The sequence below is a fragment of the Agrobacterium sp. DSM 25558 genome (genome assembly GCF_900100825.1).
Lineage (GTDB): Bacteria > Pseudomonadota > Alphaproteobacteria > Rhizobiales > Rhizobiaceae > Agrobacterium.
The window spans coordinates 22,819-40,238 of record NZ_FMUD01000032.1; the positions used below are offsets into that span (position 1 = coordinate 22,819).

19 protein-coding genes and 1 pseudogene are annotated in these 17,420 nt (G+C 54.3%); 7 read left to right on the forward strand and 13 right to left on the reverse strand.

Annotation, left to right across the window (positions count from 1 at the left end; translation table 11 throughout):
* Positions 1-278: 278 nt before the first annotated feature.
* The 5 genes from DSM25558_RS21760 to DSM25558_RS21775 all read right to left on the reverse strand — a co-directional run bounded on the left by DSM25558_RS21760 (position 279) and on the right by DSM25558_RS21775 (position 4,626).
* Complete coding sequence (locus tag DSM25558_RS21760) at positions 279-836, reverse strand: fused DSP-PTPase phosphatase/NAD kinase-like protein (RefSeq protein ID WP_077106802.1); 558 nt, start codon at positions 834-836, stop codon at positions 279-281.
* Between the two features lie 334 nt (positions 837-1,170).
* On the reverse strand, positions 1,171-1,782 hold the full coding sequence (locus DSM25558_RS21765; protein WP_077106773.1) for a hypothetical protein: 612 nt from the start codon (positions 1,780-1,782) through the stop codon (positions 1,171-1,173).
* Positions 1,783-1,956: 174 nt separating this feature from the next.
* Positions 1,957-2,106 carry a hypothetical protein gene (locus tag DSM25558_RS28555; protein WP_103583890.1) on the reverse strand — a complete coding sequence of 50 codons (150 nt, stop codon included), beginning with the start codon at positions 2,104-2,106 and terminating at the stop codon, positions 1,957-1,959.
* A gap of 66 nt (positions 2,107-2,172) precedes the next feature.
* On the reverse strand, positions 2,173-3,726 hold the full coding sequence (locus DSM25558_RS21770) for an undecaprenyl-phosphate glucose phosphotransferase (protein ID WP_077106774.1): 1,554 nt from the start codon (positions 3,724-3,726) through the stop codon (positions 2,173-2,175).
* Between the two features lie 327 nt (positions 3,727-4,053).
* Positions 4,054-4,626, reverse strand: a complete 573-nt coding sequence (locus DSM25558_RS21775; RefSeq protein WP_077106775.1) for a polysaccharide biosynthesis/export family protein — start codon at positions 4,624-4,626, stop codon at positions 4,054-4,056.
* 201 nt (positions 4,627-4,827) lie between these two features.
* Between DSM25558_RS21775 and DSM25558_RS21780 the strand changes: the two genes are divergently transcribed.
* Positions 4,828-5,463, forward strand: coding sequence for a tyrosine-protein kinase family protein (locus tag DSM25558_RS21780; protein WP_077106776.1), 636 nt, complete (start codon positions 4,828-4,830; stop codon positions 5,461-5,463).
* A gap of 3 nt (positions 5,464-5,466) precedes the next feature.
* Here DSM25558_RS21780 and DSM25558_RS21785 read toward each other — a convergent pair whose 3' ends face one another.
* Positions 5,467-5,679 carry a DUF2842 domain-containing protein gene (locus tag DSM25558_RS21785; RefSeq protein ID WP_077106777.1) on the reverse strand — a complete coding sequence of 71 codons (213 nt, stop codon included), beginning with the start codon at positions 5,677-5,679 and terminating at the stop codon, positions 5,467-5,469.
* Positions 5,680-5,826: 147 nt separating this feature from the next.
* Here DSM25558_RS21785 and DSM25558_RS21790 point away from each other — a divergent pair, with 147 nt between their 5' ends.
* Entirely contained in the window at positions 5,827-6,933 is a 1,107-nt protein-coding gene (locus tag DSM25558_RS21790; RefSeq protein WP_083716609.1) for a COX15/CtaA family protein, read from the forward strand.
* A 55-nt stretch (positions 6,934-6,988) separates the two neighbouring features.
* On the forward strand, positions 6,989-7,423 hold the full coding sequence (locus DSM25558_RS21795; RefSeq protein ID WP_077106778.1) for an HIT family protein: 435 nt from the start codon (positions 6,989-6,991) through the stop codon (positions 7,421-7,423).
* A 47-nt stretch (positions 7,424-7,470) separates the two neighbouring features.
* Here the strand turns inward: DSM25558_RS21795 and DSM25558_RS21800 are convergent, their stop codons facing one another.
* From DSM25558_RS21800 to DSM25558_RS29465, 3 genes and pseudogenes are all read right to left on the reverse strand, one after another.
* Positions 7,471-8,331, reverse strand: coding sequence for an aminoglycoside phosphotransferase family protein (locus DSM25558_RS21800; RefSeq protein WP_077106779.1), 861 nt, complete (start codon positions 8,329-8,331; stop codon positions 7,471-7,473).
* Positions 8,328-9,254, reverse strand: coding sequence for an N-acetyl-gamma-glutamyl-phosphate reductase (argC, locus tag DSM25558_RS21805; protein ID WP_077106780.1), 927 nt, complete (start codon positions 9,252-9,254; stop codon positions 8,328-8,330). Before argC ends, DSM25558_RS21800 begins: the two co-directional genes overlap by 4 nt.
* Positions 9,255-9,326: 72 nt before the next feature.
* Positions 9,327-9,455 (reverse strand): annotated as a pseudogene (locus tag DSM25558_RS29465) (agmatinase); the annotation flags it as partial.
* 234 nt (positions 9,456-9,689) lie between these two features.
* On the opposite strand from DSM25558_RS29465, the gene DSM25558_RS21815 reads away from it, so the two are divergent.
* A complete protein-coding gene (locus DSM25558_RS21815) occupies positions 9,690-11,642 on the forward strand; it encodes an acyltransferase family protein (protein WP_077106782.1) in 1,953 nt (650 codons plus the stop codon).
* 86 nt (positions 11,643-11,728) lie between these two features.
* Here DSM25558_RS21815 and rpsI read toward each other — a convergent pair whose 3' ends face one another.
* The 3 genes from rpsI to DSM25558_RS21830 all read right to left on the reverse strand — a co-directional run bounded on the left by rpsI (position 11,729) and on the right by DSM25558_RS21830 (position 13,746).
* Positions 11,729-12,196 carry a 30S ribosomal protein S9 gene (gene rpsI / locus DSM25558_RS21820; RefSeq protein ID WP_077106783.1) on the reverse strand — a complete coding sequence of 156 codons (468 nt, stop codon included), beginning with the start codon at positions 12,194-12,196 and terminating at the stop codon, positions 11,729-11,731.
* A gap of 2 nt (positions 12,197-12,198) precedes the next feature.
* Positions 12,199-12,663, reverse strand: a complete 465-nt coding sequence (gene rplM / locus DSM25558_RS21825; protein WP_067643588.1) for a 50S ribosomal protein L13 — start codon at positions 12,661-12,663, stop codon at positions 12,199-12,201.
* Between the two features lie 246 nt (positions 12,664-12,909).
* Positions 12,910-13,746, reverse strand: coding sequence for a DMT family transporter (locus tag DSM25558_RS21830; RefSeq protein ID WP_077106784.1), 837 nt, complete (start codon positions 13,744-13,746; stop codon positions 12,910-12,912).
* Between the two features lie 538 nt (positions 13,747-14,284).
* Between DSM25558_RS21830 and DSM25558_RS21835 the strand changes: the two genes are divergently transcribed.
* On the forward strand, positions 14,285-14,719 hold the full coding sequence (locus DSM25558_RS21835) for a CoA-binding protein (RefSeq protein ID WP_077106785.1): 435 nt from the start codon (positions 14,285-14,287) through the stop codon (positions 14,717-14,719).
* 86 nt (positions 14,720-14,805) lie between these two features.
* Positions 14,806-16,089 carry an O-acetylhomoserine aminocarboxypropyltransferase gene (locus DSM25558_RS21840; protein ID WP_077106786.1) on the forward strand — a complete coding sequence of 428 codons (1,284 nt, stop codon included), beginning with the start codon at positions 14,806-14,808 and terminating at the stop codon, positions 16,087-16,089.
* Between the two features lie 284 nt (positions 16,090-16,373).
* Here DSM25558_RS21840 and DSM25558_RS21845 read toward each other — a convergent pair whose 3' ends face one another.
* Entirely contained in the window at positions 16,374-16,859 is a 486-nt protein-coding gene (locus tag DSM25558_RS21845; protein ID WP_077106804.1) for a MarR family winged helix-turn-helix transcriptional regulator, read from the reverse strand.
* Positions 16,860-16,971: 112 nt separating this feature from the next.
* On the opposite strand from DSM25558_RS21845, the gene DSM25558_RS21850 reads away from it, so the two are divergent.
* Positions 16,972-17,343 (forward strand): nuclear transport factor 2 family protein, encoded by a 372-nt coding sequence (locus DSM25558_RS21850; protein ID WP_077106787.1) that lies wholly within the window; start codon positions 16,972-16,974, stop codon positions 17,341-17,343.
* Positions 17,344-17,420 lie beyond the last annotated feature (77 nt).

The window sequence follows — 17,420 nt, forward strand, 5'->3', positions numbered from 1 at the left end:
GCTAACTAAATTTTGGTAGAATGCCACCCGGTTATAGAGAGCTTTTTAAAAGCGATTGAGTAAGCCTTTGACCGATTAGTCCTTGTGAACGTACAACGGAGCAATGACCATTGCTTTTGACCTGTGAACACTACGATCCCATATAAGGTTCGAATCCCGCCGCTCCGACCATTTTTCTGAGGTATCCCCCATACCTCTGTTTCCTAATTTTATTGAAAATAAGAACGCGGATGCGGTCTTCACCGGTCAATCCGCATGTTCGTGCGGATTACCAAGGTTCAGATGATCTGCGCCGGTAGGCTCACCATACTGCCGATGGTCTTGGCGCTCTCTATATCTTCCCAGGTTCTGTCCATTGCGTAGGCTGATGACAGATAGGGGATGCCAAGGTGACCGAAGCGTATGGAGAGTTGGCGCTCGGCGGTGTCCTCATCCATCCCGGCGACGCGATTGACGTAGATGGCTGCGGCGAGGCCTGTGCGGTCTGCGCCGGACTTGCAGTGGAGGAGAATGGGTTTTGGTGCGTCACGCATGATCTGGATGAGTTGCGCCACACGTCCCAGATTAAGCTGCTTGTAAGCCGACATGCCAAAATCGACATGCTGTACGCCTAGCTTTTCGGCTGTCTCAGTCTCGTTTCGGTACCACGCAGACTTTCCGTTTTCGCCTCGCAAGTTGATGATGGTCTTGATGCCGTTCGCCTGCACGTAGTCAGCCAGTTGCTTTCCCGTCAGTTGACTGGAGCGGTACAACTGGCCGGCGATGACCTCATGGAAGTTTCCGGAGAGCTGGAGGACGCCGAAATAGATCAGAAAGATCAAAGGGGCGGCGGCCATTGGCAAAACACCCCGAAACAAAATACTGCGCATCATCATATTTCCTGTTTGTCTGACAGGAAAATGGAGGTGAATGCTGACACTAGGCTGAATGGCATAAAACTGTGCAGTCAACGCTGACTGACGACGGCAAGCCAGACGCGACATGATGGGCAGCTTGATCTACCCTGGGCTGTTTTTGAAGCAGTTTGAACAATTATTACGCAAAATCATCGCCATGATCTTGCCGTATTTCATTCGGCGTGCTTCTATACATTTGCCCTGACTGGAGGGGTAAAAGGTTGAGACCCGCCATCTGCTGGTGGGACAGCGGCGGGTCTCCCATTTTTTTCCATCATAATTGCGTATCTGGCTTCGGCCATGTGAAGTAGTGGAATTTGTTTGCCACAGCTCCGAAGAATGCGCTCTCGCCTGTGATGAGATCTACGTAGCTGCCATCTGCGTCCTTGGCATAGGACAGGCCGTCCTTACGCTTAACATGCTGCTTCAGGAATTGGCTCCAGCCGACGGCCTCGATTTTGCTGCTCAGGATTTTCGCGGGTAGTGCTGTGGAGACATCCCACGCTGAAATCACGACACCTCCAATCGGATCAAAGACTTTCAGCGTGCCCAGGCTGAGGGCCTGCGACATTGCTTTGCCCTGCGCCGAACTGGTTGGGTCAGCGGATAACTCTGCCAGCCATTCCTTCAATGTCTCCATCAACGCCAGAGTTGCGGCGTCGCCATTGGCGTCAGCTGCGGGTGTGGGTTGAACAAGCGACAGAGTCGGCCGTTTCTCAGCCAGTGATGGTATATCTGGTTCAGGCAGTAGTGGATGCAGGCTTTGTGAAAGATCGAACGGCTCGCAGTCCGGGCGCTCTCGTGTCGCTGCTTGGTGCTTCTCAATAGCTTTTAACGCGAGCTCTGTGGACAGAAGCTGTACGTGAGAAACGAGTCTCGAGACCATCGCCGACGATTTCCTGATTCTAAGGCATGTCGCATTTCATCTGCGCCACGACATTCGCTTAGTTAAGCGAGCATTCTCTGTTGATCTCTTCTCATAAAAAGACCGGTTTTTGTCATGTAAAAAAACTGACACAAACCGGTCTAGATTTCTCAACCTGCGCGAAGCTTGAGTTGATCAATTCTCCTGGACGGAAACACCGTTGGGGCCGATATTCATTTCAATGCCCTTAGGCTTGCTTTCTTCGTGCCAGACATAGGCACCAAGGCCTGCGACGGCGATGATCAATGCACCGATGATGAGATAGAGATTGTTTGACTGCGTCATGGAAGTCCCCTGTTTAAAAATCCGCAGCAGCCAAACGCATGAAATCGCAAGAGGTTCCGTGTCGCTTTAGTAGGCATTCTCGGATTTCAGCAGGCGGATCGGGGTCAGGACCAGAATTTTCAGATCGAGCCAGAGAGACCAGTTCTCAATATAGTAGAGGTCATGGGCCGTGCGGTTTTTGATCTTGTCGCCATGGTCGATTTCGCCGCGCCATCCGTTGATCTGGGCCCATCCGGTCACGCCGGGTTTAACCTTGTGACGTGCAAAATAATGCTCGACGACCTCGGTATATTTCAGATCTCCTGTCTGAGCATGCACGGCATGTGGGCGAGGACCGACTAAAGAGAGGTCTCCCGCAAGCACGTTGAACAGTTGCGGCAACTCATCGATAGACGACTTCCGCAGAAACCGGCCAACCGGTGTCACGCGAGGATCGTTTTTCGTAACGGCTTTCTTGGCGGTCGGGTCGCTCAACTCCGTGTACATCGAACGAAACTTCCAGACATTGATCGTTTCGTTGTTGAAGCCGTGGCGTTTCTGCTTGAAGAGAATCGGTCCCTTGGAGGTGCTCTTCACAGCGATGCCCGCGCCGAGCATGATCGGCCAGAGCAGGGCGATGCATATCACGCTGAACACAACGTCGAAGACCCGCTTCGCGACCGAATCCCAGTCCCGCAAAGGCTTGTCCATGACATCGAGCATCGGTACGCTACCGATGTGAGAATAGGAGCGGGGACGGAAACGCAGCTTATTGGCATGAGCGGCGATTCGGATATCGACAGGAAGCACCCAGAGCTGGCGAATAAGCTCCAATATGCGCGCCTCGGCGCTCATGGGAATGGAGATGATCAACATATCCAGCTTGGTCAGGCGGGCGAATTCTACAAGTTCTGCGAAGGTGCCCAGTTTCGGATAGCCGGCAACCACCTCTGGAGAGCGTGCGCTTTTACGGTCGTCGAAAATGCCGCAGATGCGTATGTCGTTGTCATCGTGCTCGAGCGAACGGATCAGATCCTTTGCTGCCTGGCCGCCGCCGACGATGACCGCGCGACGTTCCATCACGCCGTTGCGGCCCCAGTGGCGCATCATCAGTTCAACGATAATCCGCTCTATCAGCAGGAAAACGATGCTGGCACCATACCAGAGCCCCAAGGTCCGCCACGAATAGCTGTCTTCAGGTAGCAATGCCGCGGTGAGAAGAACGGTGAGGACAAAAGACGCCAGCAGCGAAGCCTGGATTCGAGGCATCGACGCCATGGAACGGCGAAGGGTAGGGAGCTGATAGGTATCTGTGATTTGCAGCAGAATGGAGCAGAAGATGCTGTTGCAGAAGCAGATTGCCAGCAGCGCCACGCGCGACCCAAAGGCATCCGGCACTTCCAGAGCGTTGATGAGGATGCCAAGAATGGTCAAAATGACGAAGTCGAAAAGTCGTAACTGGCCAATGACGATGTTGGGCGAATGGCTGGTTGCGCGCAGCTGGTTGGCGACTTGAAGTGCCAAAGGGTTGAGCGTAACGGGCTCACGCTTCTTGGCATTGCTGTCCTCGATATTGCGGGAAAGCTTTTTGCGCAAAGCGTCCAGATCGATAGGGGTGCTGTCGCCTCCGGCCTTACTCATTCTGTGTTTCCGCGGTCTTCATGCAGGTGAGCATACAAAAAACTTACTAAGAAACGCTTAGGCCAAGAGACGCAAAGCGTCTCTTTTAATGCCAGCATGTCGTGTATATATGTCTTTTCTAAAACTCACAATGGCCGTTTTTTTTACAATTTGCAGATGTCGGACATTTCACAGATAGGGGCGGGATACGCAATACTTGTTTACCCGCAGCCATGAGCAATTTGAAAGCCGTGTTCCATTGAACCGCGATGCTTTCAGACCGCAAACTTTATGTAGAATCCTTTTGGGTTGAGCCGCCTATATCAGGGCGAGGGATGATGTTGCGGTTTAGAAGAAGCGTTCACGGACATAGATCGTGTCACCCGCAATGACCGGTGCCGATATGATGACTCTGCCGGTCAGCACATTGGCGTTGATCTTTCGAGTGATGTCCACATCGCGCTGATTGGCCCGAGATGTGAAGCCGCCTGCAATAGCGATGGCATTTTGCGCCGTCATGCCTGGCACATAGGAATATTGACCGGGTCTGCCGACTTCACCCATGACGAACACGGGACGGTAGCGATCGATCTCGATCGTCACGTCTGGATTCTTGAGGAAGCCCTGGCGCAGCTTCTGTGCAATGCCTGATTCCAACTGGGCAACGGTCTTGCCGCGCGCCGCCACCTGCCCGACGAGCGGGAAGGCGACATAGCCAGCCTGATCGATCGTATATGTATTGGTCAGGCCGGTCTGATCGAAAACATTGACGCGCAGACGGTCTCCGCTATCGAGCCGATAGGGCTGAAGCGCTGCTTCGTTGAAGGTGCGGGGAGCGGGCTTGTAAGCCGAACAGCCTCCGAGCAACGTCGCGAGAGCAACGAGGAGTATGGATATCAAACGTGGGGCAGCGAACGTCATCCGCAATCATGCTCCAAAGACATTTATTCATTCGGTTATCAGGCCTTCATGGTTAATGCCCGGTAAACAAAAGAATTTTCGAAGTTGCTTTCATACGTTTTCGCATCGGCCGGTCTAGAGTTTAACGCTTGCGTTACCTCAGAGACGTAAAGTCATCACCAATACTGGTGTTGTCACTATCCAATGAAACAGAGAAAAAAAGTGAACAAAAACGCTCCTTACGCAGATGATTTCGATGAAGCGACAGAAGAGCGCTTCAGCCTTTCTGTAAACGGCGTCGCGGATTTTCTCTCCATGCGCGGTGCAAAACCGACCGTGGCTTTGCTTTCACCCAGTGGCGATGACGGATCGACGGCAAGCGTCATGCTGGCAAGGTCTATTGCTGAACTCGGCAGGTCTGTTGTGGTGGTCGACATGACCTCCTCAGGGTACCCCACGCAGTTGATGGCACAGGAGGCCGGACTTGCAGGTGTTTCGGATCTGCTCTTCGGCGAAACACCTTTTGGCGAAACCATCCATCACGATCGGCTTTCCAATGCCCACATCGTGCCGCAGGGCACGGCGCAGCCTCTGCACACCATGCGAATCATCGAACGGCTGACGATGGTCTTGCATGCGCTCGCGGATACCTATGACACCGTTCTTCTGGAGTTTGGTTCGGCAGATATCGAAGGCGTAACGAAATTGTTGAAATATATCGACGCCGAAATCGTTTTGTCGCTGCCGGATGGAGATAACCCGCTGGCGAGTGAAACCCTGCTAGAGCTTCGTGCGCTCGGCTATGCCGACGTCGTCATGATGAGCGAATCATATTCGGGCGATCGAACCGCCGCCTGACGGTTATTTCTGCTGTTTAGGGCCTGCCATCCATTTGATCACGAGCATGGCGGGCAAAATCCACAGCAGACCGGAGCCAACAAAATAAACCAGATGCACCCACCATGGCTGCGCAGCAAGGGCAGCCGATGCGAAGCTGGTCGCAACCACCGCGTAAACCACCACCAGGCAGATGATGATGATGGTGCCGATGAATGATTTGAGGCGCGTGGGCATGCCGTTTTCCGTCTGCTGAAGTGATCGGGACATTATACAGGCGCGACCCAATGCCGCAAAGCTTTATGCTGGAGGGAGGGGCTCTGAGGGCTTGTTTTGCACGATGCGTTGTTGCAAACCATCGCAAAGACTTGTGGAGTGTCAAGAATGCAGGCGAACACGGTGGCTACGGCTGAAACCTCTGTCGAGCAGCGCCGGGTTGCGGCGTTGGCAAAGCAGGAAAAAGACCGTCGCCTTTTGCGCATCTGGCTGCGCGTCGTGCTGTTTACTCTGTTCTGTCTCGTGCTTGTGGGTGGCGCGACCCGGCTGACGGAATCCGGCCTTTCGATTACCGAATGGAAGCCGATCCACGGTGCCATTCCGCCGCTTTCCGTTGCCGAATGGGAAGAGGAATTCCAGCTTTACAAGCGCATTCCGCAATATCAGGAAATCAACAAGGGCATGTCGCTGAGTGAGTTCAAGACCATCTTCTGGTGGGAATGGGCGCACCGCTTGCTTGCGCGCGCCATCGGCCTGATTTTTGCGCTGCCGCTGGCCTATTTCTGGCTGACGGGGCGCGTTGAAAAGCGCTTGAGGCTCCCGCTGGTCGGCCTGCTCGCGCTTGGCGGCTTTCAAGGCTTTGTTGGCTGGTGGATGGTGTCATCCGGCCTTGTCAACCGCACGGATGTGTCGCAGTACCGCCTGGCCACCCATCTGACCATCGCCTGCCTGATCTTTGCCGGATGCATGTGGATTTTGCGCGGCCTGTCGCTCCACTCCCCGCAGGCTGCGAACGAGCAGCGGGGCAGGGGCTTTGCTGCACTGCTGGCCTGCCTCTGTCTATTCCAGATCTATCTCGGCGCACTCGTGGCTGGCCTGAATGCCGGACTTTCCTACAACACCTGGCCACTGATGGATGGCTCCCTCGTGCCGGGCGACCTTTTCCTCCAGCAACCCTGGTGGATCAACATTTTCGAAAATCCAAAGACCGTTCAGTTCATCCATCGGCTCGGTGCCTACATACTGTTTGCCGCAACGCTGTGGAACATGGTTCACCTGACCCGCACCCTACCCAACACCCCCCACGCCCGCCGCTCTGTGCTGTTCTTCGTGCTGGTCTGCATTCAGGCGGGGCTTGGCATAACCACACTGCTCACACACGTCGATATACACATCGCACTGGCGCATCAGGGCATGGCCCTGCTGGTTCTAGCCTTCGCCATCGCGCACTGGCGCGGTTTCGTTGGAGAGTATCCTGCGGCTGTTCAGGACTGATTTCGAATGATCTGAACCGACCGCCCCTCGGTTTCTTGGTCGCGAAGGCACGAACATGAATCTGATCGAAGAACGAGTGGCAATGGCGAGAGCGGGAAAGAACCCCTTCGTCATTTCGCGGATGCCGTCCGGATGGCTTGTGATAGGAGACGTCCAGCCTCTGCCTGGCTACTGTCTCTTGCTCGCAGATCCCGTGGTATCGAGCCTCAATGCTCTCACCCAGCAGGAACGAAGTGCATTTCTCAGCGATATGGCCTTGGCTGGCGACGCGTTACTCGATGTGACGAATTGCACGAGAGTGAATTATGAGATTTGGGGAAACTCCGAGCCTGCACTGCATGCGCACATCATGCCGCGTTACGAATCCGAGGCCGAAGAAAAGCGTCGTTTACCAGCGTGTATGGGTTACTCTTGGAGCGATGCACCGAAATCTTCCGGGGATGACACACTGGCTTTGATGGGGAAGTTAAGGGCGTTTTTCGTGGACTGACCTTGATAGCGCCTAGCAGTTTTTCCCATCTAGTGATCGAGTAGTCTTTAAATAAGGCTGGCTGCCACGTTGAAAAAAGCCAGTCTCTCACGGGCGTTATCGTTGGTGAGGGCCGTGCCTCCGTCTTCTAGCGACCAGCAAATAGACACACCGGTATGGGCGAGCGCATAGCGCAGTATTTTTTCTTCATGACAGCCGAGAACATCTGCAAACAGCGAAACCAGTGTCGCAATGCGGGCAGGGTTGATGATGTCGTCAAATGCACCCAGCGGATTGCCGAAAACATTTGCGACGTCATAAGCAGCATCACCCAACAGGCCTTGCGGGTCGATGGCCAGCCAGCCGCGATCGTGACTAAAAATGATGTTGTCGTGATGAAGGTCGCCATGCAGAGGCCGTACACTCGCCTGGTTCGAAAGCAGATATTCGGCAATGCTGGCGGCGTGACGCAACACAGGCGATAACTCCTCGTTCGTCTCATGCAAAGCCCGATGGAACAGGGCCTCGAAATGTTTCCGAAGAGGCGTCAATTCAGGTGTTGGGCAAGGGCGATCTGAATGAAGCTTTTTGAGCGTATCAACGATGATGGCATTGCTGGACATTTCGCCATGGAGGACCCGGTACTCCCGTAAGGTCATATCACCTGCATCTTCCAAAAGGCAAATATAGTCGACGCGGTCGATCAATCGAACCGCTCCATATCCATCGCACCACTCCAAAAACGCCATGCCCGGTAGCTCACCCATGCCCTTTGGTTTCAAGGCTTTGACGATAGCGCTGGATCTATCGGCGAGAGTGACGCGGTAGACAAGACTCTTGGGCGTATCTGCAATAAGAAAGGCGGAGGAGATGCTCCACCGCCTTGCGAGTTCAGCTGGAATAGATGTCTGTGCCAGATTTTCGGTCATGCCGAGAGCATGAGTTCCATATTCTGGACTGCGGCACCCGACGCGCCTTTGCCGAGATTATCCAGCAAGGCGACGAGGTTGACGTGTTCGCCATTTCCGAACACGAAGAGCTTCATCGTGTCCTGATTGGCCAGTTCTTCAGCGTCGATCCGTGAGAGCGACTTGCTGTCTTCAAGCGAAACGACCTGAACGATGTTCTGCCCGGCGTAATGCTCGACCAGCGCGGCGTGAATGGTCTCGACTGTAGCGCCTTCCTTCAGGTCGGCAAGGAACAGCGGGACCTGGACGATCATGCCCTGCGGGAATCGGCCAACCGATGGCGAGAACAGGGGCGAGCGGTCGAGCTGGCCGTGGATTTTCATTTCCGGCACATGTTTGTGCTTCAGCGTCAGGCCGTAGAGAAAATTATTGGCGCTGATGGCATCATCGCGTCTCTGGTCTTCCATTTGCGCAATCATCTGCTTGCCACCGCCCGTGTAGCCGGAAACGGCGTTTACGCTGACCGGATAACCATCCGGCAGAATGCCAGCCACGCGCAGAGGGCGGATAAGACCGATGGCACCGGTGGGGTAGCATCCTGGATTCGCGACAAAGCGGGCGGAACGTATCTTCTCGGCCTGCGCCTTGTCCATTTCTGCAAAGCCGTATGCCCAATCCTGATGGATCCGATAAGCCGTGGAGGTATCGATGATGCGAACCTTGTTGTTGCCGGAGACCATGGTCACGGCTTCCTTGGAGGCATCATCCGGCAGGCACAGGATAGAGATGTCCGCATTGTTGAGCATATCTTCCCGCATGGCCGCATTGCGGCGCTCAGCCTCGGGAATGGACAGCAGTTCAATATCGCGGCGGTCGGCAAGGCGGGTGCGGATTTGCAAGCCTGTAGTGCCGTGTTCGCCATCGATGAAGATTTTTGCTGTCATGTCCTTGTCCTGAATTATCAAGTGTTTACGGGAATATGCGGAATCATTTTGCCACGCGTCTGAATCAATCTCTCAACTTGCTCTCACAAGCTGTTTAGCGCGCAGGCAAAGCATATACATTGCTACGGTTGCTCCGGCAATGGCGCTAATATCGGCACGGTCATAGGCGGCCCCCACCTTCACAATGTCAGAGCCACGAATATATCCAGTGGTCCTAGCGCGTTCCGATGCTGGCTCGACTTTAACAAAGTACGATGACGTTCTTATCGGTTGGATCGTGTTTTTGCAGCGGCAAAGGCGGTATTGATGCTGCCCCTCATGCGCGATCAGCAATTTCTTGCATCTATCGCTTGTGGATAATATTGCGTGCAATATTTACTCTGTGGTTGAGTATATTTATCACTTTAGAATTATTCATATTGAAGATGGATTTTTATGAAGTACCGATCCGAGATCGATGGTCTGCGCGGCATTTCCGTACTGGCAGTTATATTAGCGCACGCAAATTTCTCGATATTCGGTGGCGGATTTATTGGCGTCGACGTATTTTTTGTCATCAGCGGCTATTTGATCACGAGCATTATACTGAGCGAATACAAAGAAAACGAATTTTCTTTAATACGGTTTTATGAACGGCGGGCCAAACGCATATTGCCGGCTCTGTGTCTGGTCTTGGTCTGCTCCATTCCTTTCGCTTGGATGTGGTTGCTGCCTGACGCTTACGAGGCTTTTTCCAAAAGCCTGATGATGGCGACACTGTCGTTGTCGAATCTCCACTTTATGCGCAGGAATGACTATTTCGCTCCTGATGCCGCAGAAGTGCCGCTGCTGCACACCTGGAGCCTTGGTGTTGAAGAGCAGTTCTATTTGCTTTTTCCGTTGCTTTTCCTGTTCAAACTGAAGACCAAAACGATTTTGCGTGTGGTTATGTTTGTGGCGGTCGCCAGCCTCGTTCTAAGCGAATTTGGCGCACGTTATTTTCCGTCCGCCAATTATTACCTGTTGCCGACGCGCGCGTGGGAGATCTTGGTGGGTGCTCTATGCGCCTTCTATATCTCTGATAAAGGTAAACCAACGAGCGGACTGTTCGCGTGTCTGGGGTTGGCTTCGATTGCCTCGTCGGTTTTCTTGTTCGACGCATCGGCAAGATTCCCGTCGCTTATCGCACTTCTGCCTGTTGGCGGTGCTGCCCTGTTTCTGCTGTTTTCATCTGGCGAAACATCGGCCGGGCGCTTGCTTTCCACGCGGCCATTGGTGTGGATCGGGCGCATCAGTTTCAGCGCTTATCTCTGGCATCAGCCCGTATTCGCCTTTTGGCGCATCAGAAGTCCCGAGCCGCCATCGCAACTTGTTATGATGGGGCTGATCCTCCTCGTTTTCAGTCTCGCGGCTTTGAGTTGGTATTATGTTGAGCAGCCATTCAGGCGCAAAGCGGTGAGCACGAAACATGTCGTTCGCGCTGTTCTTTCCGGCGTCGTCGTGTTCGTCGGCTTTGGCGCATGGGGTGACATCAAAGAGGGGCTACCATTTCGTCTGACGTCAGAACTGCGCAGCTTCATCGATAAAACGACCTGGAGCAAAAAATGTCTGTTTCAGGTCAAGGACGGTATGCCATCCCTGCCGGATGAAAAGTGCGTGTTTAACACCGCCGCCGCATCCGGTGAAACTTACGCCGTCTGGGGCGATTCCATCGGCGCGTCCATTTCTCCTGCTTTGCTTCACAAGTTGGAGCCACGTCACATCCGCCTGCTGCAACTCACACACGGTCTATGCGCCCCTATCGACCGGGTTTCTATTGCACGAGACCCTGCGGCGGCAAACTGCGAGATATTCAATCAGCGCGCTATCGACTATCTGGTCAAAAGTGATGTCGACACGGTGGTCATGGCTGCATCCTGGGTCAACTTCCTCAATGCCCGCCATATGGAGATCGACGACAGGGAGTTTTCAGGCGTTGATATCACCGTTGCCGAAATAGCCGATAACTTGCGAGAAACGGTGGAGGCGTTGCAGGCAAGCGGCAAGCGCGTCATCGTCGTTTATCCGACTCCTCGCTTCAGTAAGCCAATCGTCGATATCATGGCCAGAGACTTCATCAAAGGTGATGCGACACCAGATTTTGAATATCCATATTCGCGTTTCAAAGCCGAAACGCAATGCGCCTACGCCGTGCTGGATACGGCATTACCTGAAGGCGTACTCAAGGTTGTTCCTGAAGCCATCTTCTGCAGCGATGCTCCATCCCAGCCATGTTACTTCGGCCGCCATGGCGTCGCGTTCATCGCTGATAGAAGCCACTATACCGAAGCCGGCGCGCAGTTGATTGTCGATCGGATCGTCAATTCTGCTTCGAAGAGTCCAACGCCGACGGCCTCTCTCACAAACTGAGACCCCGCAGCAACGCCGTTGTTATCAAACAACAAAAAAGGCGGAGCCGAAGCTCCGCCTTTTCGAGTTGTGTCTTCTGTAAGCGATTAACGCTTGGAGAACTGGAACGAACGGCGAGCCTTGGCCTTACCGTACTTCTTACGTTCAACAACACGGCTGTCGCGGGTCAGGAAGCCACCCTTCTTCAGAACGCCGCGAAGGGCTGGTTCGAAGTAGGTGAGAGCCTTGGAAACGCCGTGACGAACTGCACCGGCCTGACCGGAGAGACCGCCACCGGCAACAGTTGCGATGATGTCGAACTGGCCAGCGCGTGCTGCAGCGATCAAAGGCTGCTGCAGGATCATCTGCAGAACCGGACGTGCAAAATATGCAGAGAAGTCGCGGCCGTTGATGATGATCTTGCCGGAGCCGGCCTTGATCCATACGCGTGCAACGGCGTTCTTGCGCTTACCGGTCGCGTAAGAGCGGCCGAGTGTGTCAACCTTGCGGACGTGCACGGGAGCCGAAGCTTCCGATGCCGGGGCGAGGTCTTTCAGGGAGGAAAGATCGGCCATTATCAGGCGCTCCTTACGTTCTTGCTGTTCAGCGTTGCCACTTCAAGAACGGCAGGCTGCTGTGCTTCATGCGGGTGGTTCGAACCAGCGTAAACGCGCAGGTTCTTCATCTGGCGACGGCCAAGAGGACCACGGGGAATCATACGCTCGATTGCCTTTTCGAGAACGCGCTCCGGGAAGCGGCCTTCGATGATCTGGCGAACGGTACGTTCCTTGATGCCACCTGGATAACCAGTGTGCCAGTAGTACTTCTTGTCGGAATATTTCTTGCCGGTGAAGACAACCTTTTCCGCATTGATGATAATGACGTTGTCGCCATCATCTACGTGCGGTGTGTATGTTGCCTTGTGCTTGCCGCGCAGGCGGGTTGCAACAACAGTGGCGAGGCGACCAACAACGAGGCCTTCGGCGTCGATGATGATCCACTTCTTCTCCACCTCAGCAGGCTTCTGAACGAAAGTAGACATTCTTTTAACTTTCTCTAGGACCCGTCACACTCAAGGGGAGCATGCAGGCGTTTTTTGTTGCTTGAGGCTGAGCGCATGCGCGCAGCCGGAATGACCGTATTTCCAGGGAAATTCTGTCTGGCGCGCTTATAGGCGGTCGATGAAACTGCGTCAACGGATGTGAAAAGAGCGCCTGCAAAAATTATCATTTAAAAACAATGAGTTATTTATGTGGTTTCATGATACCACAATAAAATGCCATCAAAATCAGCCAAGACGCATGATCAGAACGCCCAGAGCGATGATGGCGCCAGCAATATAGCGCCAGATGCTGGCCTTTTCCTTGAGGATGAGAACTGAAATGATGATGGCGAAAAGGATGGATGTTTCCCGCAGGGCCGCAACAACGGCAACGGGCGCTTTCGTCATGGCCCACAGCGCCAAGCCGTAGGACAGGATAGACCCAGCACCGCCCGCAAGCCCACGCCACCAGTGGCGGCGCACATGTGTCGACACCGGTGCCCAGCCCCTCTGATAAAGCGCCCAGGAGAATAAGAGGAGGGGCGGCAAAAGTGACATCCACAGCGTATAGGAAATGGCGCTGGTCGAAAGCCGTGCGCCAACGCCATCGACAAAGGTATAACCCGCGATGACCACGGCATTGGCGAGGGCGAGCAAGATCGCGTGTCTGCCGCCATGGCGGGCTTCAAAAGCAAGGGTCAAAATACCGGCGGAGATGACGGCTATTCCGCCTATCGCGGCGGGGCTGAGAGCTTCGCCTAAGAACAGATTGCTGCTGGCCGCCACGATGAGAGGCGCGACCCCGCGCATGATAGGGTAGACGAGGCCGATATCCCCAACCGTGTAAGCCGCCGCAACAAGCCGGAAATAAGCAAATTGCAATATGGCTGAAACAATGAGGAAGGGCAGGGCCACGGTGCCGGGCAACGGCAGGAAAGGCAAGAATGGAATGCAACAGGCCGCAGCACCAGCGGCAACCAACGTTGCGTCCAGCGCCTTATCCGTCCCGGATTTAACAAGTGCATTCCAACTGGCGTGCAAGACGGCACCCAGCAAAACGAGCAACAATACTTCAATCGGCACGGGCGACTCGCAACTTGTCCAGATTGTCTATTGCTTATGCCTTTCGAAGGCCTGTTGCGACTAGGTCTGGGAATATATTTCGCGCGTCTTGCGAGGTCCGTCAGGGGCGTTTCCTGTTAAAAATAGACCGCATATACAATTAAGGCGTGTTTTCAACGGGTTGACAGCTGATGCTCATTTTAACGACCAATCCACAGCTCTCGATGAAATAAACCGATTAGAGTCGACGTCTCTGGAAAAATTTGATCGTTTCGATGCCGCTCGTGCCGGTTTCCTGCGCATTTTCACCCGCCAATGGTTCAGCGTTAAACAGTTTCAATATGAAACATATTTCTCTAATGTAACTATGAGTAGTTTCTAAAATGCCTGTGAACGTTTGCGGTACAAATAAAGTACGATTGCGGATTGTGGTTGTAGTTAGCGCAAACATTATAGTTGTGCCAAATTCCGTGAAGTTGCGGGACGTCTAGAAAACGCTTTTCTCCGTCACGATATTGCCTGACAATATCTGAAACGGACGCCATGAGGGAGAACAACCATGAACCACGACGCCTATGACGACGACCACATTCGCCGTATTCTGAGCGAGATTAAGACGATCGCGTTGCTGGGCGCATCGCCAAATCCAGCAAGGCCGAGCCACGGCGTCATGAAGTTTCTACTGTCCAAGGGGTACTCGGTTTTTCCCGTCAATCCGGGGCAGGAGGGTAAGGAAATTCTGGGGAGGCCAGTCTACGCCAAACTGGCTGATATTCCCGAGCCGATCGACATGGTCGATGTGTTTCGAGCGGCGGAATATCTGCCTGCGATTGTTGACGAAGTCATTCTTTTGTCCCCACGGCCCAAGGTTATCTGGGGACAGTTGTCCGTTCGCCATGATGACGCAGCCGCAAAGGCTGAGGCCTATGGGATAGAAATGGTTATGGATCGATGCCCGGCAATTGAGTATCCGCGTCTCAATATCGCATCATAGTTAGCACAAGTTGCACTTACCTTTCGCCTTGAGGACGCTATCATCCCTCTGCTCTCAGGGCAGGTAAGAATACATTGGAGGGACACATGTCAGAGACTAATCCGGGTTTTTCAACCCTTGCAATTCACGCCGGTGCCGAGCCCGATCCAACGACCGGCGCGCGCGCAACGCCCATCTATCAGACAACGGCCTACGAATTTCGTGATTCCGATCACGCCGCGGCGCTGTTTGGTCTGAAGGAATTCGGCAACATCTATACACGCATCATGAATCCCACCCAGGCCGTTCTGGAGGAGCGCGTTGCTGCGCTCGAAGGTGGAACGGCGGCCTTGGCGGTGGCTTCAGGGCATGCGGCGCAGCTTTTGGTGTTTCACACGCTGTTGCAATCAGGCGATAACTTCGTCGCGGCCCGCCAGCTTTATGGCGGCTCCATCAATCAGTTCGGCCACTCCTTCCAGAACTTTGGCTGGCAGGTGCGCTGGGCAGATGCGACAGATACAGCCAGCTTCGAAAGCCAGATCGATGACCGCACGAAGGCCATCTTCATCGAAAGCCTCGCCAATCCGGGCGGTACCTTCGTGGATATCGCAGCGATTGCGCAGGTCGCCCACCAGCACGGCATTCCCTTGATTGTCGATAACACCATGGCAAGCCCGTACCTGATACGGCCTATCGAGCATGGTGCCGATATCGTCGTGCACTCCTTGACCAAATTCCTCGGCGGTCACGGCAACTCCATGGGCGGCATCATTGTCGATGGCGGAACCTTCGATTGGTCGGCCAGCGAAAAATTTCCGGCACTATCAAAGCCACGGCCCGAATATTCCGGCGTCGTGCTGCACCAGACATTCGGCAATTTCGCCTTTGCAATCGCAACACGGGTTCTCGGCTTGCGTGACCTCGGTCCCTCCATTGCGCCCTTCAACGCCTTCCTCATCCTCACCGGTATTGAAACGCTGCCGTTGCGTGTCCAGCGCCATTCCGATAACGCACTTGCCGTCGCCAAGTGGCTGAAAGCGCATCCGAAAGTCAGCTGGGTCAACTATGCCGGCCTTGAAGACAGCGAGAATCACGCGCTACAACAGCGCTACTCACCCAAAGGCGCAGGCTCCGTCTTCACTTTCGGCGTGAAGGGTGGATATGAGGTGGGCAAGGCGCTTGTCGAAGGCCTGCAACTGTTCTCACACGTCGCCAATATCGGCGACACCCGCTCCCTCGTCATCCACCCGGCATCCACCACCCATGCGCAACTGACGCCAGAGCAGCAGACCGCCGCAGGTGCCGGCCCGGATGTCGTGCGCCTCTCCATCGGCATCGAGGATGTGAAGGATATTATTGCAGATCTGGAACAGGCGCTGGCTAAGGGGTGATTGGGGCATCCGGGTATCCCCCGTAGCCGCTACCTACCTCTCCCCTGTGGGGAGGGGTAACAATATAATAGTTTTGGCGAATATATCATTCAGGTGAGCCCAACCGCAATGCGGAGACGTCGCTCACCCCTTACTCGCGATTTTTAACACTCAGCTTTGCTCAAGATTCTAAAACTTGTGTTCTCCTCCTCGTGGGAGAGATAAGGCAGGTGCCTTGCACCTGCACACAGGGCAACGATTTTCAAAGGCTTGCTTTGAAATTCAGAACTTAATGTCCAAATCTTCTATTCGTCGATATCGATATCGATATCGGTAACGCCGGCGTCGGGTTCAGCACACGAGAGCCGATCTAGGTTGTCGATCAGCCGACTAAGAAGTTCCACCAGTTTTCGCTGCTCCTCTTCCGAGAAACCTGCCATGGCTTCACGATTACCTTCGAAAAGCGACGCCGAGGCCTGCGGCAGTCGCTCCCGTGCTGCAGGCGTCAGAACGATCCGGCTACTGCGCCCATCCAAAGGATCGCGCGTTCTGGTGATCAGGCCGTCGCGCTCCATCCTCGCCAGCATCTGCGCCATTGGCGGCTGCTCGACCTTCGCGAACCTTGCAAGGTCCCGCTGTGTGCTGGCAACGCCGTTTTCCAAAGCAACAAGGACAGGAAGGTGACCCACACCGAAACCCAGAGGCCCAAGGCATGCTTCATTGAGTCGTGCGAACGCGCGTGCCGCTAGGCTGACGAGATGGCCCGGCGTCTTGAGTACCTGTCCGTCCAATTTTTCATCCTTCACTCGTCTTGACCAAATTTATATATGCACATATGTATTTTGGAGTCGAGCGGGTTTGTGCTCGTAAATGTCCTTAAGAAGGCACAGCGAGGTAAACGACATGCTTGAAGACGACATCCGAACCATCGAGCAGCTCTACGTCTGCTTTAACGCACGCGACATTGACGGAGTGCTGAACGCTCTCCACGAGGATGTTGCTTGGGCCAACGCCATGGAAGGCGGCCACGAGCAAGGGTGCGAAGCGGTCAGGTCCTACTGGACGCGGCAGTGGGCCGTGGTCAGCCCCGTGGTGACGCCGAAAGCCTTTTCGTTAGCGCAGTCCGGCGACGTCGTCGTTAAAGTCGAGCAGCGCGTATACGATCTCGAAGGTCGTCCGCTCGAGGGTGAACAAGAGCACGAGCTTAAGGACAAGACGGTGAAGCACATCTTCAAAATGAAGGATGGGAAGGTGGTTTGCTTCGATGTCGCCTGATAGGTCGACGTAAACGTCGGGCGACGCGCGGGGAGCTTGTCGCAGAAGCCGTCTTGAAAGCGGCGACTGCCAATTCG